Origin of the sequence: Roseovarius sp. M141, assembly GCF_024355225.1 — a bacterium.
In the GTDB taxonomy this organism is placed as follows: domain Bacteria; phylum Pseudomonadota; class Alphaproteobacteria; order Rhodobacterales; family Rhodobacteraceae; genus Roseovarius.
Genome location: NZ_VCNH01000008.1, coordinates 1217671 through 1238944, shown reverse-complemented (window position 1 = coordinate 1238944; position 21274 = coordinate 1217671). Strand labels below are relative to the sequence as shown.

Below are 21274 nucleotides of genomic sequence, written 5' to 3'. Positions count from 1 at the left end.
AGGACCGCGCCCATGCCAACCGAACGCCTGACATTCACCGGACACGGCGGCACCGATCTGGCCGCACGGCTGGATCTGCCCGAAGGGCCGCATCTGGCCACCGCCCTCTTTGCCCATTGCTTTACCTGCTCCAAGGATATCCCGGCCGCCCGTCGCATCGCCGCGCGGTTGGCGGGGGCGGGTATCGCCGTGCTGCGTTTTGATTTCACCGGGCTGGGCCATTCCGAGGGCGAGTTCGAGAACACCACATTCACCAGCAATGTCGAGGATCTGGAACTGGCCGCAAAGGCGCTGGAGGCGCGCGGCATGGCGCCCAGCCTGCTGATCGGGCATTCCTTGGGCGGTGCGGCAGTGCTGCGCGTGGCGCGACGGCTGCCATCGGTGCGCGCGGTTGCCACCATTGGCGCGCCCTTCGATCCGGGCCATGTGACGCATAACTTTGCTGGCGCGCTGGACGAGATCGCCGCGGATGGGTCCGCCGAGGTCAATCTGGGCGGGCGCGCCGTGCGCATCGGCCGCGCCTTTGTCGAGGACGTGAAGGCCGAGGCGTTGGCGCCCGAGATTGCGCAGCTCAAACGCGCCCTTCTGGTGATGCACGCCCCGCGCGACGAAGTCGTTGGCATCGAAAATGCCGCCGCGATCTTCGGCGCCGCAAAGCACCCCAAGAGCTTTGTCACCCTATGCGACGCGGACCACCTGATCACCCGATCCGAAGATGCCGAATATGTCGCCGAGGTCATTGCCGCCTGGGCGACGCGGTATCTGGACCTCAGCCCGCCCGCGCCGCCCCCGGGCGCGCCCGAAGGCATCGTGCGCGTGTCCGAGGCGGACCCGGACGGGTTCTTGCAGGACATCAACTCCGGTCCGCGCCACCATGCCGTCGCCGACGAACCGCTGGCCTATGGCGGCACCGATCGCGGCATGTCGCCCTATGGGTTTCTGTCGGCAGGCCTTGGCGCCTGCACGTCGATGACGATCCGCATGTATGCACGGCGCAAGGGCTGGCCACTGGACCATGTGCGCGTCGATGTCTGCCACGACAAGGTCCACGCGCAGGACGCCGACACCCCCAGCCCGGCCAAGGTTGATCAGTTCACGCGCGTCATCTACCTGGACGGCGACCTCACCAGCGATCAGCGCGAACGCCTGCTGGAAATCGCCGACAAATGTCCGGTGCACCGCACGCTGGAGGCCACGTCGCATATCCTTACCAAGGCTGGCTAAGCCGCCCGGCTTGGCATCGGGCGTCGCGCGGGATAAACCCCGCGCAACCGCATAAACCAGAGGCCTCGCAAATGATTCCCCGTTATTCCCGCCCCGAAATGGTCGCCATCTGGTCGCCGCAGACAAAATTCCGCATCTGGTACGAGATCGAGGCCCATGCCTGCGACGCCATGGCCGATCTGGGCGTCATCCCGCGCGAGAATGCCGAGGCTGTCTGGAAGGCAAAGGACGTGGAATTCGACATCGCGCGCATCGACGAAATCGAGGCCGTGACCAAGCATGACGTCATCGCCTTTCTCACCCATCTGGCCGAGCATGTCGGCAGCGACGCCGCGCGTTTCGTGCATCAGGGAATGACGTCGTCGGACGTGCTGGACACCTGCTTCAACGTGCAGCTGGTGCGCGCCAGCGACATCCTGATCGACGATATGAAGGCGCTGCTGGCCGCCCTGAAACGCCGCGCTTACGAGCATAAGGATACAGTCCGCATCGGGCGCAGCCACGGCATCCATGCCGAGCCGACGACGATGGGCCTGACCTTCGCGCGCTTTTACGCGGAAATGGACCGCAACCTGAACCGCCTCGAAAAGGCCCGCTACGAAATCGCCACCGGCGCGATTTCCGGTGCCGTCGGCACCTTCGCCAATATCGACCCCGCGGTCGAGGAACATGTCTGCAAGCAACTGGGGCTAGAGCCCGAGCCGATCAGCACGCAGGTCATCCCGCGCGACCGTCACGCCGCGTTCTTTGCCGCGCTGGGCGTCGTCGCCAGCAGCATCGAGAACATCTCGGTCGAGATCCGGCACATGCAGCGCACCGAAGTGCTGGAGGCCGAGGAATTCTTCAGCGCCGGGCAAAAGGGATCGTCCGCGATGCCGCACAAGCGCAACCCGGTGCTGAGCGAAAACCTGACCGGCCTCGCCCGCCTTGTGCGGATGGCGGTGGTTCCGGCGATGGAAAACGTGGCCCTCTGGCACGAGCGCGACATCTCGCATTCCTCGGTCGAGCGCAACATTGGCCCCGATACCACGATCACGCTGGATTTCGCGCTGGCTCGCCTGACCGGTCTGGTGGACAAGCTGGTAATTTACCCTGACAACATGCTGGCCAACATGCATAAATTCCGCGGCCTGGTGATGTCGCAGCGCGTTCTTCTGGCCCTGACGCAGGCTGGCGTCAGCCGCGAGGATTCCTATAAACTGGTCCAGCGCAACGCGATGAAAGTCTGGGAAGAGGGCAAGGATTTCAAAACCGAACTGCTGGCTGACGCGGACGTGCTGAAGGCCCTGACAGCCGAACAGATCGAGGAGAAATTCGATCTGGGCTATCATACCAAGCATGTCGACACGATCTTTGCCCGCGTCTTTGGCGATTGATGGTCTGAAAAAGTGATTAGGCGGGGGTGGCCCTTCGGGGTTACCTTCACGTCACCTTTTCACAAGGAGACCTCGCAATGAAAATCCTGACCATCGCTGTCCTGCTGACGCTGGCGCCCACCCTGTCGCTTGCCATGGGGTGCGGTCACGGCAAGAAGAACGTGCAGGCCATGACCTGCGCGGCTGGCACGACCTACGATGCTGACGCAAAGACGTGCATGCCGATCAGCAGCTAAAGCGCAAAAGATCGCGCGCTGCGTTCGCGCTTTAGACATTTCTTCACTCTTGCGGGCTTATGATCGTCTAAACGCCCGGAACGAGGGATGGAATGAGCCAACCAACACCGCTTGCCCGCATCACGCCGCAGGCGCCGCCCCCCCTTGCCGCAACAGCTGCCCGCCTCACGCGCAAGCAGAAGGCGGCGATCATTGTACGCTTCCTGATAAACGAGGGCGCGGAGGTGTCGTTGTCTGATCTGCCCGACACCCTCCAAGGCACCCTGACCACGCAAATGGGGTCGATGCGATATGTCGACCGCGCCACGCTGGTATCCGTCGTCGACGAATTCGCGGCCGAGCTAGAGGGGATGGGCCTGACGTTTCCGCACGGGGTTGCCGGGGCGCTGACCGCGCTTGACGGTCGGATCAGCCCGCAAACCGCCGCGCGCCTGCGCAAGGAGGCCGGCGTGCGCCAGTTCGGCGATCCGTGGGAGCAGGTCCGCGCTGCCGACCTTGATGATCTGGTGCCCATCGTGCTGGCCGAAAGCACCGAGGTCGCCGCCGTCATGCTGTCCAAGCTGGACGTGCCGCGCGCCGCCGACTTGCTCAGCCGACTGCCCGGCGAAAAGGCGCGCCGCGTTACATTCGCCGTCTCGCAAACCAGCGCCGTGACGCCCGGCGCCGTGGACCGGATCGGCCTGTCGCTGGCGGCGCAGTTGAACGACATGCCGGAAACCGCCTTTGCCGATGGGCCGGCAAACCGCATAGGGGCAATCCTGAATTCAACCCCATCGGCCCTGCGCGATGACGTTCTGACAGGTCTGGACGCCGAAGATCAGAAATTTGCAGCTCAGGTGCGGCGCGCTATCTTTACCTTTGCTCACGTATCTGCCCGCGTGAACCCAATCGACGTGCCAAAGGTCACGCGCGAAGTGGACAGGGCGGTGCTGATCACTGCCTTGACAGGCGCGTCTGCCGGCGATCTGGCCGACGTGGCCGAGTTCCTTCTGGACAACATGTCGCGCCGCATGGCTGACGGGCTACGCGAGGAAATGCAGGAGTTGGGACGGGTCAAACCCAAGGATGGCGAGGAGGCAATGACGCAGGTCGTCAACGCCGTCCGCCGCCTGGCGGCCTCCGGCGAGATCACCCTGATCCAACCCGACGAAGACGAAGACGCCGATGAGTAGATGATCGCGGCAAACGCGCCACGGGCCCATCGCCAGTGCTATACGCGCCCTGGCGTGCGGCTTGTGATCGCGGCGCACGCGCTTTATGTCTGCTGGCTCATGACAACCCGGCGGTGTTATCTATGACCAACAAGAAGGATCCTGTCGTCGCACGCGTTGGCGAATATCTGGTCAATGTGGTGCTGCGCGGACTTCTCGGCTTGGCTGGTCTGTTGCCGTATCGCTGGCGGATACCGGCCCTTGGCTGGATAACCGCCCGTATCGTTGCCCCTCTTGCGGGCTATACCGGACGCGTGCGCGAAAATCTGGAACTTGTCCTGCCCGACCTTCCCAAGTCAGAAGTGCGCCGCCTGATGCGCGCCGTTCCCGACAATGCCGGGCGCAACATGATGGAAATGTACTCTGCCGACGAATTCTCTGCCCGCGCCCGCCATTCGCCCGTCAGTGGTCCCGGTTTACCCGCAATCGAACAGGCGCGCGCTGACGGGCGGCCGATCATCTTTGTCACCGGCCATCTGGGCAGTTTCAATGCCGCGCGGGTGGCCATGTTGCAGCGGGGTTTTGAGATGGGCGGCTTCTATCGCCCGATGAAGAACCGCTATTTCAACGCCCATTACGCCGAGGCGATGGGCGCACTCAGCCAGCCGATGTTCGAGCAGGGTCGGCGGGGTATGATCCAGATGACAAAGCACCTGCGCGGGGGGGGCGTTCTGGCCATTCTGACCGATCTCAATGTTCATGGCGGCGTGCCGCTCGATTTCTTTGGCCAGCCAGCGTTGACGTCGCTGATCACCGCCGAGCTGGCCCTGAAATTTGACGCCCCTCTGGTTCCGGTCTGGGGCATCCGGCGCGACAACGGTCTGGACTTCGACATTCATGTCGAAGAGCCGATCCCCCATGGCGATCCGGTCGAAATGACCCGCGACTTCAATGCCCGGCTTGAAGTGCAGGTGCGCAGGCACATGGACCAATGGTTCTGGATTCATCGACGGTGGAAGGACGGGACCGGTGACATGGCCGACCTTGGCGCGGCCCGCATCGCAGCCCGGCCCGACGGCCCGCCACAGGACAGATCGCTACCGTAGCAGCGCCGCGGCCTCGACCGCGCCAAAGCCCGGCCGCTGCAGGATGATGACGACGGGCGCATCCCCGTCGGCCTGCACGCGCAGCGACAGTGGCTGCGCAGGATCCCAGCGGCCCAACTCCTGAAGGTCCGTTACGATATTTGCATAGGCGTAGACATGCCCCGCATTCTCGCCACTGTTGATTGCGACGTCCTGGCGCGGGATGAAACGGGCCATCTGGACCACCAATGGCTGACCGCCGACCGCGAGCGCCCGCGCCGTGATGTTGATCTGCCCCTTCTCGCGTCGCACGTCCAGCGCCACGGTCTGCGGCGCGGCGCGGTGGCGCGCGATCAGAGCGTTCACATCTTGCGGACGGTTGCCGACCACATCGTCGCTGCCATTGATGATCATCTGCGGAGTGTAGACCATACGGCGCCCTGCCGCATCGGCATACCCATACTGGCGCTTTGTGTACGCGGGTTTGCCGAACACATCTTTGAAGATATAGTCCCAATAATCCACGTGCAGCGCCAGCGCGATCACATCATCACGCGCGGCCAATTCATGCATGAACGCATCGGCCGGCGGGCAGGACGAACACCCCTGCGAGGTAAAGAGTTCGACCAGAACCGGCTGAGCGCCCCGTGAATCACCCTGTGAATCGGCCCATGTCGGCGCGGACAGGATCGCAGTGATCATCGCAAAAAAGGCTGTGCGCATCAAAACCACTCCACTTGCCACTTGGGATGGTCTGAACGTAGGCAGGCGCGTCCTGAAACACCAATCAAGGTTTCGTCAGTGATCACGGGGTACAAAGCGCCCATATTTCGGTGTGCGATAGTATACAAAAGCGCGCTTGGCCCTTGATAGCCGATTTGAAATGCGTCAGAAGTAGGAAAACAACGATATGGCGCGCTGTCCGCATATTCAGACAGGGCGCCAAGGAATGCGATTGCAACGAATGGTCTGACTGAAACGTTTACCCATGATATCGTAGCCGCACCCCTGCATAACGCCAGTGACCCGAAAGGACAGCCAGATGCCAATCAATGTGGGACATGATTCCGCCAAGACACGCAAGACGTTGAAATCCGGTGACCAAACGGTCGCCTTTTACTCAGTCAAAGCCGCCGAAGAGGCCGGTCTTGGGGATTTCAGCCGCCTTCCTGCCGCGCTCAAGGTGGTGCTGGAGAACATGCTGCGCTTTGAGGATGACAAGACTGTCACCTTGGATGACATCAGGGCATTTTCGGAATGGGCGGAGAAAGGCGGAAAAAATCCGCGCGAAATCGCCTATCGTCCGGCGCGCGTTTTGATGCAGGACTTCACAGGCGTTCCGGCCGTCGTCGATCTGGCCGCGATGCGCGACGGGATTGTCGCCCTGGGCGGCAAGGCACAGCAGATCAATCCGCTGAACCCCGTCGATCTGGTGATCGACCACTCGGTGATGATCGATGAATTCGGCAATCCACGCGCGTTTCAGATGAACGTTGACCGCGAATACGAACGCAACATGGAGCGGTACCAATTCCTGAAATGGGGTCAGGGCGCATTCAACAACTTCCGCGTCGTCCCGCCCGGCACCGGCATCTGCCATCAGGTGAACCTGGAATATCTGGCCCAGACCGTCTGGACCGACGCCGACCAGAATGGCGAAGAAGTCGCCTATCCCGATACGCTCGTCGGCACCGACAGCCACACGACGATGGTCAACGGCGTCGCCGTCCTCGGCTGGGGCGTCGGCGGGATCGAGGCAGAGGCGGCCATGCTGGGCCAGCCCATTTCGATGCTGATCCCCGAGGTCGTCGGGTTCGAACTGACCGGAAGGATGACCGAGGGCACGACCGGCACGGACCTCGTGCTGAAAGTGGTCGAGATGCTGCGCGAAAAGGGCGTGGTGAGCAAATTCGTCGAGTTCTACGGCGAAGGTCTGGATAACCTGCCGCTGGCCGACCGCGCGACCATCGCCAACATGGCGCCGGAATACGGCGCGACCTGCGGGTTTTTCCCGATCGATTCCGAAACGCTGCGCTACCTGACCAACACCGGTCGCGACAAGGATCGCATCGCCCTGGTCGAAGCCTACGCCAAGGAAAACGGCCTCTGGCGGGATGAAAACTACGCGCCAATCTACACCGATACGCTGCATCTGGATATGGGCACCATCGTTCCGGCGATCTCTGGCCCCAAGCGTCCGCAGGATTACATCGCGCTCGACCGCGCGGCGGTGGCCTTTCACGACTACATCAAAGGTCAGCGCAGTGCCGAAAAGGCCCCCGAAAAGCAGAAGGATCGTTGGGAAAGCGAAGGCGGCCCGACCGCGCCGTGTGACATTCCCGGGGATGCGGGCCATCATCGCCGCGGCGTTGTGGACAGCGTCAACGGCGACGATCCTTATGAGTTGCATGACGGCAGCATCGTGATCGCATCGATCACCTCCTGCACAAACACCTCGAACCCCTATGTAATGATCGGCGCGGGCCTGGTCGCGCGCAAGGCACGTGAGCTGGGCCTGAACCGCAAGCCCTGGGTGAAGACCAGCCTTGCCCCCGGCAGTCAGGTGGTCAGCGAATACCTGGAAGCTGCCGGATTGCAGGAGGATCTGGACGCCATCGGCTTCAACCTTGTTGGCTATGGCTGCACCACTTGTATCGGCAACTCGGGCCCGCTGGAGCCTGCGATCTCGAAGACAATCGCCGAGAACGACCTGATCGGCGTCTCTGTGCTGTCGGGCAACCGCAACTTCGAGGGCCGGATCAGCCCCGATGTCCGGGCCAACTATCTGGCCAGCCCGCCGCTGGTCGTCGCCTACGCGCTGATCGGCGACATGAATGTAGACATCGCCAGCGCCCCGCTGGGGCAGGACAAGGACGGCAATGACGTCTATCTGAAGGACATCTGGCCCAGCAGCGCCGAGATCAACGCGCTGGTCGAGAAAACCGTCACCCGCGAGGCGTTTCAGTCGAAATATGCCGACGTCTTCAAGGGTGACGACAAATGGCAGGCGGTCGAAACCTCCGAGGGCGAGACCTATGACTGGCCGCCGGAATCGACCTACGTCCAGAACCCGCCCTACTTCCAAAACATGCCCAAGGATCCGGGCAGGATTGAAGATATCGAAGGTGCGCGCATTCTCGCCCTTTTGGGTGACATGGTGACGACCGACCACATCAGCCCGGCCGGCAGCTTCAAGGAAAGCACCCCTGCGGGCCAGTACCTGCGCGATCGCCAGGTCCCGGTGCGCGAGTTCAACTCCTACGGGTCGCGGCGCGGCAACCACGAAGTGATGATGCGCGGCACCTTCGCCAATATCCGCATCCGCAACGAGATGCTGGACAATGTCGAAGGCGGTTACACCGTCGGCCCCGATGGCGAGCAGATGTCGATCTTTGACGCGGCCATGGCCCATGAAAAGAACGGCACGCCGCTGGTCATCTTTGCGGGTGTGCAATACGGCGCCGGTTCCTCGCGCGACTGGGCGGCCAAGGGGACGGCTCTCTTGGGCGTGCGCGCGGTCATCGCCGAGGATTTCGAGCGCATCCACCGCTCCAACCTGGTCGGAATGGGCGTCGTCCCGTTCGAATTCACGGGCGGCGACACCCGCAAATCGCTGGGTTTGACAGGCAAGGAAAGCGTGACGATCAAGGGCCTTGGCCAAATCAAACCGCAAGCTGAAATGCCCTGCACGATCACGATGGAGGACGGCACCACGAAGGAAATCACCCTCAAGTGCAGGATCGATACCGCGATCGAGATCGAGTATGTCGAAAACGGCGGCGTGCTGAACTATGTGCTGCGCGATCTGGCGAAATCCGTCTGACCCACGCTGCGTAGTGTCGCGGCACTGAAATGAGAAACGCCCGCGGCCTTGGCCAGCGGGCGTTTTTTATCTGCTCAGTGCCTTGTCCAATGCGGGGCGAAAACGTTGCTCGTAATCGCTGCCGACCAGCGGTCCGGCAAAGCGGAAAAGGACCGTGCCGTCACCATCCACGATGAACGTCTCGGGCGGCGCGGTCACACCCCAGTCGATGGCGCTGCTACCCTTGGGATCGAACCCGAGAGCAAAGAACGGGTCGCCTTCGTCTTGCAGATAGCTATTCGCCTGCCCGGCATCATCCTTGAAGTTCACGCCCGCGACGCGCAGACCTTCGGCGCTCAACGCTTCCAGCTGCGGATGCTCGGCCCGGCAGGGCGGGCACCAGCTGGCCCAGAAATTGACGATGGTGATGTCACCACTGCGCAGATCGGCATCGGTCAGCAGCGTTCGCCCCTCAAGCGGCTTGTCCGGCACCGCCGGTGCGGGCTGGCCGATGAACACCGACGGCAATGCCCCCGGATCGCCGCGTTGCATGCCAACGTAGAACAGCCCCGCCAGACAGGCAAAGATCACCGGCGGCGCGATCATAAAAGGTGAAACCCTAGCCATTGCGCCGCATCCTTTGCTCAAGCACTGCCAGTTCGTGCCGCATCCGGCGTGCGCGCATCAGGCTGAGCGCGCACAGCGCGGCAAGGATCGCGACCGAAATCCCGTAGGATGACAGCACGGCGAAAGCGTATTTTCCCAGTTCGGGCATCATCCCATCCTTTCGCGGGCCAGCAACGCCCGCATGCGCCGCGCCCTGATCTCCGTTTGCGTGCGCAAAAGGACCAGCGCCACGAACAGCAGCACAAACCCGGCGATGCACACCAATAGCGGCAGGTAGAACACGTCGTCGACGTTCTCCTGCTTGTCCAGACTCAGCGAGGCGCCCTGATGCAGGCCCTGATTCCAGAACAGCACCGCATAGCGGCTGAGCAAGGCGAACACCGACCCGACGAGGCACAGGACCGATGTCAGATCGGCGGCGGTATCGTCATTTTCGATCGCGGCCCACAGGGCAATGTAGCCCAGATAGAACAGCAGCAGGATCAGGAACGACGTCAGGCGCGGATCCCAGACCCACCACGTGCCCCAGATCGGCTGACCCCAGAGCGCGCCGGTCACCAGCGCGATCACCGTCATCACCGCGCCGACGGGCGCGGCGGCGCGGGCGGCCAAGGCGCTGACATGGTGGCGCCGCACGATCCAGATCAGCGACGCGACCAGCATCATCAGCCACGCGTTGATTGCCATCAGGGCGGCGGGGACGTGCAGGTAGATGATCTTGACACTGGCGCCCTGACGGTAATCCTCGGGGGTGAAGAAAAACCCCCAGACAAGGCCCAGAACAAGGCAGATCAACGCCAGCGCACCGATCCACGGCAGGACACGGTCCGACGTGGCGATGAACTTGCGCGGATTGGCGTATTCCCAGAGCGAGGCCATGATTGTCCCTTGAAGATGTGTTTAGCGCAGGTTGACCCTTACTACCGCAGCCGAGGCGAAGGGCAAGAGCGCGATAGTGCCGCAGGTGATGCCGGCCAGCATTGCCAGCGGCGCGGTGTAATCCAGCCCCTCGGCCCCGCGCCGTGCCGCCTCGGCGCCAAAGATCAGCGTCGGCACATAGAGCGGCAGCACCAGCAGCGACAGCAGCAGACCGCCGCGCTTGACCCCCACGGTCAGCGCCGCGCCGAAAGTGCCGATGACGCTGAGGGCCGGCGTGCCAACCGCGAGGGACAGCAGCAGCGGTGCGTATCCGGGGGGCGGCAGGGTCAGCAGAACCGCAAGAAACGGCGCGGCCAACACCAGCGGCAGGCCCGTCGTCAGCCAATGCGCCAGTGCCTTGAGGCTGACCAGCGCCTCCAGCGGCAGCGGGGCCGTCGCCAAAAGGTCGAGCGAGCCATCCTCGTAATCCAGCGCAAAAACCCGGTCCAGCGACAAAAGACACGCCAGCAGCGCGCCCAGCCACAGGATGCCCGGTGCGATGACACGGTGCAGGTCGGCGCGCGGGCCGACCGCGAAAGGCACCAGAACCACGACGATCAGGAAAAACGCAAGGCCAAGGCCAAACCCGCCCCCTGCCCGCATGGCAAGGCGCAGATCGCGGATCAGGACCGCCCTCACAAAAATGCCTCGTCAAAGCTGTCCAGCGCGGCGGCGCGCGCCCTGAACGGGGTGAGTTCCAGCGTTGCGGCCTCATCCAGGCCGAGATCGATATGCGTGGCCATGATCGCCGATCCCCCGGCGCCCAGATGGGTGCGCACGGCGCTTGCGAATAGTGCGGTGGCCTGTGCGTCCAGCGATACCGTCGGTTCGTCCAGCAGCCACACGCTGCGGCGCGCAACGATCAAACGCGCAAGGCCAAGGCGCCGTTTTTGCCCCGCCGACAGCGCCCCTGCGGGGCGGTCTGCCAGCCCCTCCAACTGATAGGTGGCCATTGCGGCGCGCACGTCACCGCCACCGAAGATATCGGACCAGAACGACAGATTTTCATAGGCGCTCAGCGCGCTTTTGATACCATCGGCATGGCCGGCGTAGACCAGTGTTTCGGGCGGCGCCTCGACGTGGCCGCGCAGGGGTGGTTGCAACCCGGCCAAAGTGCGCAGCAGCGTCGTCTTGCCCGCGCCGTTCGGCCCGCGCAGGATCAGCGCGCGGCCGGGGGCGAGCGTAAAACTCAGCCCCTCCAGCACGGCAATGCCGCCGCGCGAGACGCTTAGGTTATGGGCGGATAGCGACATGCGCAACGCTTAGCGCAAACCGCGCAAGGGGGGAAGCGGCACCGTTCGTCACACTGCCAGAACGGCCGCCGCGACGCGGCGGCCCTCGGACAGCAGCACATTATAGGTGCGACAGGCCGCGGGCGAGCTCATGGTTTCTACCCCCAGCCCCGCCGCCTCCAGCGCGCTGCGCAGTGACGCGGGGATATGCGCGATTTCGGCGCCCGTGCCGACAAAGAGGACATCAATGTCGCCCACCAGATCCAAGAGAGGCTGCGAATCGTCGAACCCGCCCCAGCCGCGCGCGCCAGATTCCGTGACCAGCGCCGCGCCTTTGATGACGGTGCCACCGACGCGGAAAAAACCGGGGCCGTAGCCGTCAATCGGGGTGGCCTCGGCAAAGGTGACTTCGTTCAACTGCATGTCTGCACTCCTTTTGCTGTGGATCACGTCCAGATCGGCAGGCCGGTGGCCACCGCCAGCGCGATGACTGTCAGCGCCGCGCGGCGATACAGACGCTCGTGCGCGGGATGAAACAGGGCCTGACCGGCCATCATACTAAGGAAGTAGGGCACGGCCAGCACCGCGCCCAGCCACAGGATCGAAATATCGGCCAGGCCGCGCAGCAGCAGATTGGCCGCGATCACCACATCCAGCGCGCCAAGGAACAGGATCGTGTTGGCGCGCACCGTTTGCGCCGCCCGTCCGCCAGCGAGGTAGAACAGCACCACGACCGGCCCGGTCAGCCCGGTCATGCCACCCAGAAACCCGGCGGCGGCGCCGATAGCCAGCACCATGGGCAGGGTAATGCTGCGCTTGAAATGCCAGCCTGACATCAGCGCGATCAGTGTGCCGCCGGCAAAGATGGCGACGATCCAGCGCACGACGACCGCGTCCAGCGCCTCCATCACCATCAGGCCCAGGGGAACAGTGGGCAACGCGGCAAGAACCAGCAGGCCCACCTGCCTGCGATCCGCATGGTTCCATGCGCGCGGCACCAGTGCCGCGATGCTGGCCACCTCGACCAATGCGATGATCGCGATGACATGGACCGGGGGCAGGAACATCCCCGCGACCGGCACGAAGATCAGGGCCGAGCCAAAGCCGGTGAACCCGCGCACAACCCCCGCCACAGCGAGCGTCGCGGCCAGCCACCAGACCCCCGGCAGCGCCAGTGCCGCCAGTAGGGCGTCAGGCATCGACGTTGGCGAACTGGTTCCCCGCATTGGAATCGGGCTTGGTCCAGTCGCGCTTCACCCCCATCCACAGCAGGCAGGTCGAAGCGACGAAGATCGAACTGTACGTCCCCACGACGATGCCCCACATCATGGCAAAGACAAAGCCACGAATGACATCCCCGCCCAGGAAGTAGAGCGCCAGAAGCGCCAGCATCGTGGTAAAGGACGTCATGATCGTGCGGCTGAGAGTTTCGTTGATCGACATGTTCAAAACCTCGGCCAACGGCATCGTTTTGTACTTGCGCAGGTTTTCCCTGACGCGGTCGAATACGATGACGGTATCGTTCAGCGAATAGCCCACGATGGTCAAAAGCGCCGCGATAGTCGCCAGATCGAACTGCAACTGCACCTCGGAGAAGACGCCGATGGTCAGGATCACGTCATGCACCAGCGCGACGACCGCCCCGACCGCAAACTGCCATTCGAACCGCAGCCAGATGTAGATCAACACCGCCGCCATGGCGAGAAGCACCGCGATGGCCGCCGTCGTGATCAGTTCGCCAGACACTTTTGGCCCGACGCTTTCGACCGATTTGAACTGGATATCCGGCACGACCACTTGCAACGCGGCCTCGACGGCGGCGATGATTTCAGGTGTCACCGCTTCGGCATCGTCCTGCGCCTGTATCCGGATCATCGCCACGTTTTCATCTGGTCCAAAGGTGGGGTCGAACACTTCGGTGATGCTGATATCGCCCAGCCCCAGATCCTGCATCGCGCCGCGATAGTCGCCGATGTCGACGACCTGCGCGCTTTGGGTGCGGATGGTCGTGCCGCCCTTGAAGTCGATGCCGAAATTCAGACCCTGCGCAAAGAAAGAAAAGCACGCCACGGCAATCAGCAGCACCGAAACGCCGATGGACAGCTTCCAGCGGCGAAAGAAATTGACGCTTGTATGCTGCTTGACCAGCTTCAGATAGCGGCCCTGCAACACGGTTTTGGGGCGTTTGCGCTCGAACCACATGATGGTGATCAGGCGGGTGACGAAGATGGCGGTGAAGACCGAGGTCAGAATACCAAGCCCCAGCGTGATCGCGAATCCGCGCACCGGACCGCTGCCCATCGCAAAAAGGATGATCGCGGTGATCAGCGTGGTGATGTTAGCGTCCACAATCGCGCTCAGCGCCTTTTCATAGCCCCGCTCGATCGCGCGGGCGGCGCCCTTGGCCGTCTTCATTTCCTCGCGGATACGCTCGAAAATCAGAACGTTGGCGTCCACCGCCATGCCAATGGTCAGCACGATGCCCGCAATACCCGGCAGCGTCAGCGTGGCGCCGATCAGGCTGAGCAGGCCAAACACCATGGCCACATTGACGATCAGCGCGATATTGGCGAAGAGGCCGAACAGGCCGTAGCTGGCAAACATGAACACCAGCACCAGCGCGAAGGCGACCATGCTGGCCACCTTGCCGGCTTCGATGCTGTCGGCGCCCAGTTCCGGGCCAACCGTGCGCTCTTCGAGGAATTCAAGGCCCGCAGGCAGCGCGCCGGCCCGCAAGAGGACGGCCAGATTGGTGCTTTCCTCAACGTTGAAATTGCCGGTGATGATGCCCGATCCGCCGGGAATATGGCTCTGAATCGTGGGGGCGCTGATCACCTCATTGTCCAGAACGATGGCGAACGGGCTGCCGATATTGGCCGCTGTATAGTCGCCGAATGCGCGCGCGCCGGTGGGGTTGAAGCGGAACGAAACGGCGGGCCGCCCGTTCTGGTCAAAATCGGGCTGGGCATCGACCAACTCGTCCCCTGTGACGACCGGCGCACGTTCGAGCACGTAGAAAACGCCCTCTTCATTGAGGGAGGGCAGAACCTCATTGCCCGCACCGGCGCGCTCGTCGGCGGAGGAGGCGCGGCCAACCACGGGTTGGAATGTCAACTGGGCGGTGGTGCCGATGATGTCCTTCAACTCGGTCGCGCTGCCAATGCCGGGAACCTGAATCAGGATGCGATCGCTGCCCTGACGCTGGATCGTCGGCTCGCGCGTGCCGACCTCGTCGATGCGGCGACGGATGATTTCCAGCGACTGGCGCACTGTGCGCTCGTCGGTCGCGCGTTGTTCGGCCTCGGACAGGCGCACGACAATGCTGCCGTCGCGTGCCGTCACTTCGATGTCGTTGGCACCCGCGCCGGTCAGGCTAGCGACTGGGCTGGCAAGGGCGCGCACCAGTTCGGCCGCGCGCGCCGCCTGTTCGGGGCGCTGGTTCAGGCGCACTACCAGTTCGGGGCCGTCCGTCGGCTCCAGCCGGATCGTGCCGACCTCATCACGCTTGTCGCGCAGAAGATCGCGCACCGCGGGCCACATGCCCTCGATCCGGGACTGATAGACATCCGCGACCTTGACCTCGGCCAGCAGATGCGCACCGCCGCGCAGATCAAGACCCAGATTGACCAGACCGCTGGGCATCCAGTTTGGCCACGCGTCCAGCGCGTCCTGCACCTGCGCGGGATCGGCGCCCATCTCGACGGCCTTGACCGCGTCGTTATGCGCCTCGACCCGTCCGTAAAAGCCGTTTGGCAGAGCCAGAAGAACGCCCAAGGCGACGACAGCCCAGATACAAATACGTTTCCACAGATCGATCTGAAGCATGTCGGCGCCTTTTGTGCAGTGCTGGCGTTATATCGGCCCTTGGGCCCGGGATCAGGCCTTGGGCGCGTCGGCCGCTGGCTCGGTCTTTGAGACGACCTGTGCGACGGTCGACTTGACGACGCGCACTTTGATGTTCGCGGCCAGCTCGACCTCGATCTCGTCGTCGTCCTTGACCTTGGACACCTTGCCGATCAGGCCGCCCTGCGTGATCACCTGATCGCCGCGGCGCAGGTTTTCCACCATGGCGCGGTGCGTCTTCAGCTTGCGCTGCTGGGGACGGATCAGAAGGAAATACATGATCGCAAAGATCAGAATGAGGGGAATGAACTGCGCGAACGCGGATCCGCCTTCCATGTGGGATACTCCTGTTGACGGCGGGGGGATCCCCGCGAATTTTGCGGAACCTATGGGCGTGCAGCCCTATTTGCAAGGCGCGAAAATGCGTGCAACGCAGCGAGGCCGGTATGGGGCGCCTGCGTTTTATGAATCAGGCTGACCAATAGTGACGTATTCGCGGGCTTGCCTATCCGGGCTGGGACACGCGCGGATCCCGCAAACCGCGCGCAGGGCGGCATCTTAGGGCACCGCCTACGCCGTGCTGGCCTGGATCAGGCGCTGACGCTGCGCATCCTTCAGATAGGGATTCCCTGCGCGCGACCGGGCATAGTCACCGGGGCGCAGATCGGCATAGATCAGAGCATCGCCGCCCTCACCCGCCGCCGCCAGCACGCTGCCATCAGGCGCGACAATGGACGACAGCCCCTGATAGGTGAAATCGCCCTCGCTGTCCGCATTATCCGCATAGGCCACGAAAATCTGGTTTTCGAAGGCGCGAACGGGAATGATGTGGCGCGCGATGAATTCGGCAGGCGCGCCGTTGGGCAGGGCGGTCGGGACCGCCACCAGATCGGCGCCCGCCAGCGCGAGGCGGCGCACGTTCTCGGGAAATTCCACGTCATAGCAGATGAGGCAGCCCACCTTCAGCCCCGCGATCTCTGCGATAACGGTCGTGGGACCGGCGGCAGTGAAGTGGCGTTTCTCATAGGGTCCGTACAGGCACCCCTTGCGATAAATCACAGGCGCGTCCGGCCCGGCGGCGTCGATCATCACGGCGCTGATATAGCGGGTATCGCCCGCCGCCTCGGGAAATCCGGCGATGACGCCGATGCCATGCCGGGCGGCCGCCACGCCCAGCGCGCGCACCCATGCGCCATCCGCCGTCTGCGCCTCGCGGTTGAATGCAGGCCCTCGCCCATAGCCCGACAGCGCCAGTTCGGGCGCAATCAACAGTCTGGCCCCCTTGCCCGCAGCCTCTTGCATGGCGTCGACGATCCGGGCAAGCCGATGATCGGGGTCGATGGCGGCAGACATCTGGAAAACGGCGATCCTGGTCATGGTGGTCCCTTTCAGCGTGCGAAATCAATGCACAGCCGCCCGGCCACCTCGCCCGCCTTCAGCGCATCCAGCGCGGCGTTCACATCGTCCAGCGCGATGGGCTGCACCTCTACCTTCAGCGGGTGCGCGGCGGCAAAGGCCAGAAAATCGGACAGCTCCTGACGGCTGCCCACGGAAGAGCCGAACACGCGGTGCCCGCCGTCGATCAGCCACATCATCGACAGCGGCATCGGATCATGAACCATGGCAATGGCGACGATATCGCTCATCGGATTGGCCGCAGCCTCGATCGTGTCCCAGATCACCGGGCTGGGCGCGAAATTGAGCGTGACGTCGGCGCCGCCTGCCTCCTTGATCGCCGCGCCCGCGCCCGCGCCCGCCGGAACGGTCACGTCGGCACCCAGCCGTTTCGCCGTCTCCAACTTGGCCGGATCGCGGTCCACCACAATGACACGCGCGCCGCGCGTCTTGGCGATGAGGATGGCATATTGGCCCAGCCCACCAGCGCCGAGGATCAACACGTTCGTGCCCCCCTCGACCTTGGTCTTGCGCAGCGCCGACCATGCGGTCAGTCCGGCACAGAGCAACGGCGCCCCGTGCAGCGGGTCAATCCCGTCCGGGATTTCGACGGCGAAATCAGCCGGACACAGCGCATATTCGGCAAAGGCACCGTGTTTCTGCACGCCGCGCGCGGTGTTGTCCGGGCACAGCACCTCGTGCCCGGTCCGGCAAGGTTTGCAGGTCAGGCAGGTGTCATAAATCCACGGCAGACCAATGCGCGTGCCGATGGCCGGAGCGTTTCTGGTGCCGGGGCCGACCTGCACGACACGGCCGATTCCCTCGTGGCCCAGGATCAGGGGATAAAATTCATCGGGCAGGTTTTCCTGCCCGTCGCGCAGATGCAGGTCGGAATGGCAGACGCCGCATGTCTCCAGCCGCACCAGAACCTGCCCGGCGCCGGGGGTGGGTGTCGCCACCTCGCGAATCTCCAGTGCGGCACCGGGGGCGGGGCAAATGGCGGCCTTCATCGTCAGGGGGAGCGTATCGGTCATGGCGGTTTTCCTTTGGCAGGGCCGGTTCATCCTCATGCTATGCGCTGGACAGGCAGAGCGAAAGTGGTGGATTGCAACGATAAAAATCAGCGCCCGCATATACATCTCCGGCGCACAATGCCTTAGACTGCGCGCTTCACGCCCATCACGGCCAGAGGGAATCACCCATGAGCAACGCGAACCAGTTCAACCAACCGCTGGGCGGCAATGACATGCCGCGCTTTGGCGGCGGTGGCACAATGATGCGCCTGCCCCAGCAGCCCACAGCCGAAGGGCTGGATGCGTGCTTTGTCGGCATCCCGATGGATATCGGCACGTCCAACCGCACCGGCACGCGCCACGGTCCCCGCGCCATCCGCGCCGAAAGCGCGATGATGCGCCCCTACAACATGGCCACCGGCGCCGGTCCGTTCGCGAAAATGCAGGTGGCCGATATCGGCGATGTGGCGATCAACACGTTTGATCTGAAAAAGACGGTGGATATCATCACCGCCGCCTATGACGAGGTCTTGAAACATGATGTCGTGCCGCTGACGCTGGGCGGCGATCATACGCTGACCTACCCGGTCCTGCGCAGCATCGTTAAAAAACACGGGCCTGTCGCCCTGATCCATATCGACGCCCATTCCGACACCAATGACGAGATGTTCGGCGAAAAGATCGCCCACGGCACCCCCTTTCGCCGCGCGGTCGAGGATGGATTGCTGCTGAACGACAAGGTATTCCAGATCGGCCTGCGCGGCACAGGCTACGCGCCCGGCGATTTCGACTGGGGCCGCGAGCAGGGCTTTACCGTGGTGCAGGCGGAGGAATGCTGGCACAAATCCATGACGCCCCTGATGGCGCAGATCCGCAGCCAGATCGGCGATACCCCCTGCTATCTGACCTACGATATCGACAGTCTGGACCCCTCCATCGCGCCGGGCACCGGTACGATGGAAATCGGCGGGCTGACCACCATTCAGGCGCTGGAAATCGTGCGGGGATGCAAGGGTCTGAACCTTGTCGGCGGGGATCTGGTCGAGGTTTCGCCGCAATACGACACCAGCGGCGCCACCGCGATGATCGGCGCGAATCTGCTGTATGAAATGCTCTGCGTCCTGCCACGCGTCTGGGCCTGATATAAAAAACCAAGGGAGAGACTGAAATGACCAACCACCTGACACGCCGCCGCTTTCTGGGCACGGCTGCCGCAACCGGGGCCGCCACGCTGGCCGCACCGTCTATCCTGCGCGCCGCCGACGGCCCGTTGCGCGTGGGCACCTATGGCGGCTTTTTCGAAGAAAGCTTCAGCAAGCATATCTACCCCGGCTTTACCGAGGCGACGGGGATCGAGGTCGAATCCCTCGCCGTTCCCACAGGCGAAACCTGGCTGGTGCAGATCAAGAACGCCGCCCGCGCGAAAACCGCGCCTGCCGATGTCGGCCTGATGGCCGGCACGCCGCGCCGCGAAGGCGCCAAGCAGAAGGTGTTCAAGACGATCGACGCCGCGAACATCCCCAACCTCGCCAACCTCAATGACCGGTTCAAGGACAGCTACGGCGACGGCGGCCTGTACGGTGTCGGCGGCGTGTCGTGGTACATTACGCTGTGCACAAACTCCGACGTGATCCCCGAGGCGCCAACCAGCTGGACCGCCCTGTGGGACAGCCAGTACGAGGATCAGATCGGCCTTCTGGGCCTTGCCACCAACTCCTTCCTGCTGGAGGTGACGGCGACGACGTTCTTCGACGGCACCGATATTCTGGCGACGAAAGAGGGCATCGAGCAGGTTTTTAACAAGCTGTCCGAGGTCGTCCCCAACGTGCGCCTTTGGTACAAGGACGAGGGCAGCTTCCAGCAGGCCCTGCAACAGGGCGAAATCCCGATGGGCCAGTATTATCACGACGTCGCCGGGCTGGCGGCTGCCGATGGTTTCCCCGTGGTGTCGACCTTCCCCAAGGAAGGCGGCATACTGGACAGTGGCTATTGGGTCGTGCCGGAATTCGCGGACGCCGACGCAAAGACAGCCGAATTCCTGAACTACATGTGCAAGCCCGAAACGCAGGCGACACTGGCGCGCAATCTCGGCACCGCGCCGGTGATCGACCCGTCGCTGACTGACCTATCGGCCGAGGAACTGGCCGCAGTTTCCAGCAATATCGAGCCTATCGTGCCCCGCTATGAGATGTATGGTGAGCATGGCGATTTCATCTCGGACCGCTGGAACCAGATGATCGCGGGCTAAGGCCAATTCTGGCCCGTCCCACCCGGGACGGGCCGCCGCAAGACAAGGATACATGAATGACAGGCCTGATCATCGACGGCGTCACCAAGAAATTCGGCACCATTACCGCCGTCGAGAACGTCAACCTGACCTTCACCGAGGGCGAGATGATCTGCTTTCTCGGGCCGTCCGGCTGCGGCAAGACGACCCTTTTGCGGATGATCGCAGGGTTGGAAGAGCCGACGACAGGCAGCATTTCCATGAACGGGCGCGACCTGACGCAAGTGCCGGTACACCAGCGCGAAATCGGCATGGTGTTTCAATCCTTTGCCCTTTTCCCCCATCTGACGGTGGGCGAAAATATCACATACTCCATGCGCATCCGTGGCCATTCCCGGTCCGAGCGCGAGGATCGGGCGCGCGAACTGCTGGACATGATGCACCTGCCCGGCATGGCGGATCGCCGCATTTCCCAGCTATCGGGCGGTCAGCGCCAGAGGGTCGCCATCGCCCGCGCGCTGGCACTGAACCCGCAGATTTTTCTGCTGGACGAGCCGATGTCGGCGCTGGATGCCAACCTGCGCGAGGCGATGCAGATCGAATTGCGCAAATTGCAGCAGGATCTGGGCATTACCACCGTCGTCGTCACCCATGACCAGACCGAGGCGATGACGATGGCCGACACGATCGTCGTCATGGGCAAGGCCAAGGTGCTGCAAGCGGGCACGCCGATGCAGATCTACAAATCGCCCACCAACCGCTTTGTCGCCGATTTCATCGGCACGTCGAACCTGCTGCCCGCCCGCATGACCGGCGCGGATACGGCTCAGGTAGGCGATGCGGTGCTGCATATCGGCACCAACGCCCAAGGGTTCACTGCTGGCGACGAGGTGGTTCTGATGACCCGTCCCGAAGCTGTTTTCGTGCGCTCCGCCAGCGACGCCACCCCGCCGAACGCGGTCGAGGGCCGCGTCACTTTCGTGCGCGACATCGGCGCGACCATCGAGATCCTTGTCGATTGCGACGGGCACGAGGTGATTTCGGTCCTCACGCCCAAGGACTGGCCGGACGTCAAGATCGGGCAGGAGGTCCATGTCGAAATGCCAAAGGACGCGTGTAGCGTTCTGGCGCCATAGGGGGGACCG

General features: G+C 63.3%; 21 protein-coding genes. 9 read left to right on the top strand and 12 right to left on the bottom strand.

What is annotated here, in order from left to right:
• Window positions 1-12 precede the first annotated feature (12 nt).
• The 5 genes from FGD77_RS10100 to FGD77_RS10080 all read left to right on the top strand — a co-directional run bounded on the left by FGD77_RS10100 (window position 13) and on the right by FGD77_RS10080 (window position 5093).
• On the top strand, window positions 13-1224 hold the full coding sequence (locus tag FGD77_RS10100) for a bifunctional alpha/beta hydrolase/OsmC family protein (RefSeq protein ID WP_255009136.1): 1212 nt from the start codon (window positions 13-15) through the stop codon (window positions 1222-1224).
• Between the two features lie 71 nt (window positions 1225-1295).
• Window positions 1296-2600, top strand: a complete 1305-nt coding sequence (purB, locus tag FGD77_RS10095; RefSeq protein WP_255009135.1) for an adenylosuccinate lyase — start codon at window positions 1296-1298, stop codon at window positions 2598-2600.
• Between the two features lie 77 nt (window positions 2601-2677).
• Window positions 2678-2836, top strand: coding sequence for an adenylosuccinate lyase (locus FGD77_RS10090; protein WP_255009133.1), 159 nt, complete (start codon window positions 2678-2680; stop codon window positions 2834-2836).
• A 92-nt stretch (window positions 2837-2928) separates the two neighbouring features.
• Entirely contained in the window at window positions 2929-4008 is a 1080-nt protein-coding gene (locus FGD77_RS10085) for a flagellar motor switch protein FliG (RefSeq protein ID WP_255009131.1), read from the top strand.
• Window positions 4009-4130: 122 nt separating this feature from the next.
• Window positions 4131-5093, top strand: a complete 963-nt coding sequence (locus tag FGD77_RS10080; RefSeq protein ID WP_255009128.1) for a lysophospholipid acyltransferase family protein — start codon at window positions 4131-4133, stop codon at window positions 5091-5093.
• Here the strand turns inward: FGD77_RS10080 and FGD77_RS10075 are convergent.
• Complete coding sequence (locus tag FGD77_RS10075) at window positions 5085-5795, bottom strand: thioredoxin family protein (RefSeq protein WP_255009125.1); 711 nt, start codon at window positions 5793-5795, stop codon at window positions 5085-5087. The genes FGD77_RS10080 and FGD77_RS10075 overlap by 9 nt on opposite strands.
• A 319-nt stretch (window positions 5796-6114) precedes the next feature.
• Between FGD77_RS10075 and acnA the strand changes: the two genes are divergently transcribed.
• On the top strand, window positions 6115-8895 hold the full coding sequence (gene acnA, locus FGD77_RS10070; protein ID WP_255009123.1) for an aconitate hydratase AcnA: 2781 nt from the start codon (window positions 6115-6117) through the stop codon (window positions 8893-8895).
• A 66-nt stretch (window positions 8896-8961) separates the two neighbouring features.
• Here acnA and FGD77_RS10065 read toward each other — a convergent pair whose 3' ends face one another.
• The 11 genes from FGD77_RS10065 to FGD77_RS10015 all read right to left on the bottom strand — a co-directional run bounded on the left by FGD77_RS10065 (window position 8962) and on the right by FGD77_RS10015 (window position 17923).
• Window positions 8962-9501 (bottom strand): DsbE family thiol:disulfide interchange protein, encoded by a 540-nt coding sequence (locus FGD77_RS10065; protein ID WP_255009121.1) that lies wholly within the window; start codon window positions 9499-9501, stop codon window positions 8962-8964.
• Window positions 9494-9649 (bottom strand): heme exporter protein CcmD, encoded by a 156-nt coding sequence (ccmD, locus tag FGD77_RS10060; protein ID WP_369682717.1) that lies wholly within the window; start codon window positions 9647-9649, stop codon window positions 9494-9496. Before ccmD ends, FGD77_RS10065 begins: the two co-directional genes overlap by 8 nt.
• Entirely contained in the window at window positions 9649-10380 is a 732-nt protein-coding gene (locus FGD77_RS10055) for a heme ABC transporter permease (RefSeq protein WP_255009115.1), read from the bottom strand. The genes ccmD and FGD77_RS10055 overlap by 1 nt, the downstream gene beginning before the upstream one ends.
• A gap of 21 nt (window positions 10381-10401) precedes the next feature.
• A complete protein-coding gene (ccmB, locus tag FGD77_RS10050) occupies window positions 10402-11058 on the bottom strand; it encodes a heme exporter protein CcmB (RefSeq protein WP_255009113.1) in 657 nt (218 codons plus the stop codon).
• Window positions 11055-11672: a heme ABC exporter ATP-binding protein CcmA gene (gene ccmA, locus FGD77_RS10045; protein WP_255009112.1), complete on the bottom strand. Its 618-nt coding sequence runs from the start codon at window positions 11670-11672 to the stop codon at window positions 11055-11057. Before ccmA ends, ccmB begins: the two co-directional genes overlap by 4 nt.
• A gap of 48 nt (window positions 11673-11720) precedes the next feature.
• Window positions 11721-12074: an Mth938-like domain-containing protein gene (locus FGD77_RS10040; protein ID WP_255009111.1), complete on the bottom strand. Its 354-nt coding sequence runs from the start codon at window positions 12072-12074 to the stop codon at window positions 11721-11723.
• Between the two features lie 23 nt (window positions 12075-12097).
• A complete protein-coding gene (locus tag FGD77_RS10035) occupies window positions 12098-12850 on the bottom strand; it encodes a sulfite exporter TauE/SafE family protein (RefSeq protein WP_255009110.1) in 753 nt (250 codons plus the stop codon).
• Window positions 12843-15476: a protein translocase subunit SecD gene (secD, locus tag FGD77_RS10030; RefSeq protein ID WP_255009108.1), complete on the bottom strand. Its 2634-nt coding sequence runs from the start codon at window positions 15474-15476 to the stop codon at window positions 12843-12845. Before secD ends, FGD77_RS10035 begins: the two co-directional genes overlap by 8 nt.
• A gap of 51 nt (window positions 15477-15527) precedes the next feature.
• Window positions 15528-15830 carry a preprotein translocase subunit YajC gene (yajC, locus tag FGD77_RS10025; protein WP_255009105.1) on the bottom strand — a complete coding sequence of 101 codons (303 nt, stop codon included), beginning with the start codon at window positions 15828-15830 and terminating at the stop codon, window positions 15528-15530.
• Window positions 15831-16064: 234 nt separating this feature from the next.
• Window positions 16065-16871, bottom strand: a complete 807-nt coding sequence (locus FGD77_RS10020; protein WP_255009102.1) for a carbon-nitrogen hydrolase family protein — start codon at window positions 16869-16871, stop codon at window positions 16065-16067.
• Between the two features lie 11 nt (window positions 16872-16882).
• Window positions 16883-17923: an alcohol dehydrogenase catalytic domain-containing protein gene (locus tag FGD77_RS10015; RefSeq protein ID WP_255009099.1), complete on the bottom strand. Its 1041-nt coding sequence runs from the start codon at window positions 17921-17923 to the stop codon at window positions 16883-16885.
• 167 nt (window positions 17924-18090) lie between these two features.
• Between FGD77_RS10015 and speB the strand changes: the two genes are divergently transcribed.
• Genes speB through FGD77_RS10000 form a run of 3 tightly spaced genes read left to right on the top strand, consistent with a single transcriptional unit; the run spans window position 18091 to window position 21265 of the window.
• The gene (speB, locus tag FGD77_RS10010) at window positions 18091-19044 is read left to right on the top strand and encodes an agmatinase (protein WP_255009097.1); all 954 of its coding nucleotides are present in this window, start codon (window positions 18091-18093) and stop codon (window positions 19042-19044) included.
• A gap of 26 nt (window positions 19045-19070) precedes the next feature.
• Window positions 19071-20150 carry a PotD/PotF family extracellular solute-binding protein gene (locus tag FGD77_RS10005; protein WP_255009095.1) on the top strand — a complete coding sequence of 360 codons (1080 nt, stop codon included), beginning with the start codon at window positions 19071-19073 and terminating at the stop codon, window positions 20148-20150.
• A 56-nt stretch (window positions 20151-20206) separates the two neighbouring features.
• The gene (locus FGD77_RS10000; protein WP_255009091.1) at window positions 20207-21265 is read left to right on the top strand and encodes an ABC transporter ATP-binding protein; all 1059 of its coding nucleotides are present in this window, start codon (window positions 20207-20209) and stop codon (window positions 21263-21265) included.
• Window positions 21266-21274 lie beyond the last annotated feature (9 nt).

Bases quoted from the DNA above. Each gene is read 5' to 3' on its own strand.
- FGD77_RS10100 (WP_255009136.1), top strand. From the start codon at position 13: ATGCCAACCGAACGCCTGACATTCACCGGACACGGCGGCACCGATCTG.
- purB (WP_255009135.1), top strand. From the start codon at position 1,296: ATGATTCCCCGTTATTCCCGCCCCGAAATGGTCGCCATCTGGTCGCCG.
- FGD77_RS10090 (WP_255009133.1), top strand. From the start codon at position 2,678: ATGAAAATCCTGACCATCGCTGTCCTGCTGACGCTGGCGCCCACCCTG.
- FGD77_RS10085 (WP_255009131.1), top strand. From the start codon at position 2,929: ATGAGCCAACCAACACCGCTTGCCCGCATCACGCCGCAGGCGCCGCCC.
- FGD77_RS10080 (WP_255009128.1), top strand. From the start codon at position 4,131: ATGACCAACAAGAAGGATCCTGTCGTCGCACGCGTTGGCGAATATCTG.
- FGD77_RS10075 (WP_255009125.1), bottom strand. From the start codon at position 5,795: ATGCGCACAGCCTTTTTTGCGATGATCACTGCGATCCTGTCCGCGCCG.
- acnA (WP_255009123.1), top strand. From the start codon at position 6,115: ATGCCAATCAATGTGGGACATGATTCCGCCAAGACACGCAAGACGTTG.
- FGD77_RS10065 (WP_255009121.1), bottom strand. From the start codon at position 9,501: ATGGCTAGGGTTTCACCTTTTATGATCGCGCCGCCGGTGATCTTTGCC.
- ccmD (WP_369682717.1), bottom strand. From the start codon at position 9,649: ATGCCCGAACTGGGAAAATACGCTTTCGCCGTGCTGTCATCCTACGGG.
- FGD77_RS10055 (WP_255009115.1), bottom strand. From the start codon at position 10,380: ATGGCCTCGCTCTGGGAATACGCCAATCCGCGCAAGTTCATCGCCACG.
- ccmA (WP_255009112.1), bottom strand. From the start codon at position 11,672: ATGTCGCTATCCGCCCATAACCTAAGCGTCTCGCGCGGCGGCATTGCC.
- FGD77_RS10040 (WP_255009111.1), bottom strand. From the start codon at position 12,074: ATGCAGTTGAACGAAGTCACCTTTGCCGAGGCCACCCCGATTGACGGC.
- FGD77_RS10035 (WP_255009110.1), bottom strand. From the start codon at position 12,850: ATGCCTGACGCCCTACTGGCGGCACTGGCGCTGCCGGGGGTCTGGTGG.
- secD (WP_255009108.1), bottom strand. From the start codon at position 15,476: ATGCTTCAGATCGATCTGTGGAAACGTATTTGTATCTGGGCTGTCGTC.
- yajC (WP_255009105.1), bottom strand. From the start codon at position 15,830: ATGGAAGGCGGATCCGCGTTCGCGCAGTTCATTCCCCTCATTCTGATC.
- FGD77_RS10020 (WP_255009102.1), bottom strand. From the start codon at position 16,871: ATGACCAGGATCGCCGTTTTCCAGATGTCTGCCGCCATCGACCCCGAT.
- FGD77_RS10015 (WP_255009099.1), bottom strand. From the start codon at position 17,923: ATGACCGATACGCTCCCCCTGACGATGAAGGCCGCCATTTGCCCCGCC.
- speB (WP_255009097.1), top strand. From the start codon at position 18,091: ATGAGCAACGCGAACCAGTTCAACCAACCGCTGGGCGGCAATGACATG.
- FGD77_RS10005 (WP_255009095.1), top strand. From the start codon at position 19,071: ATGACCAACCACCTGACACGCCGCCGCTTTCTGGGCACGGCTGCCGCA.
- FGD77_RS10000 (WP_255009091.1), top strand. From the start codon at position 20,207: ATGACAGGCCTGATCATCGACGGCGTCACCAAGAAATTCGGCACCATT.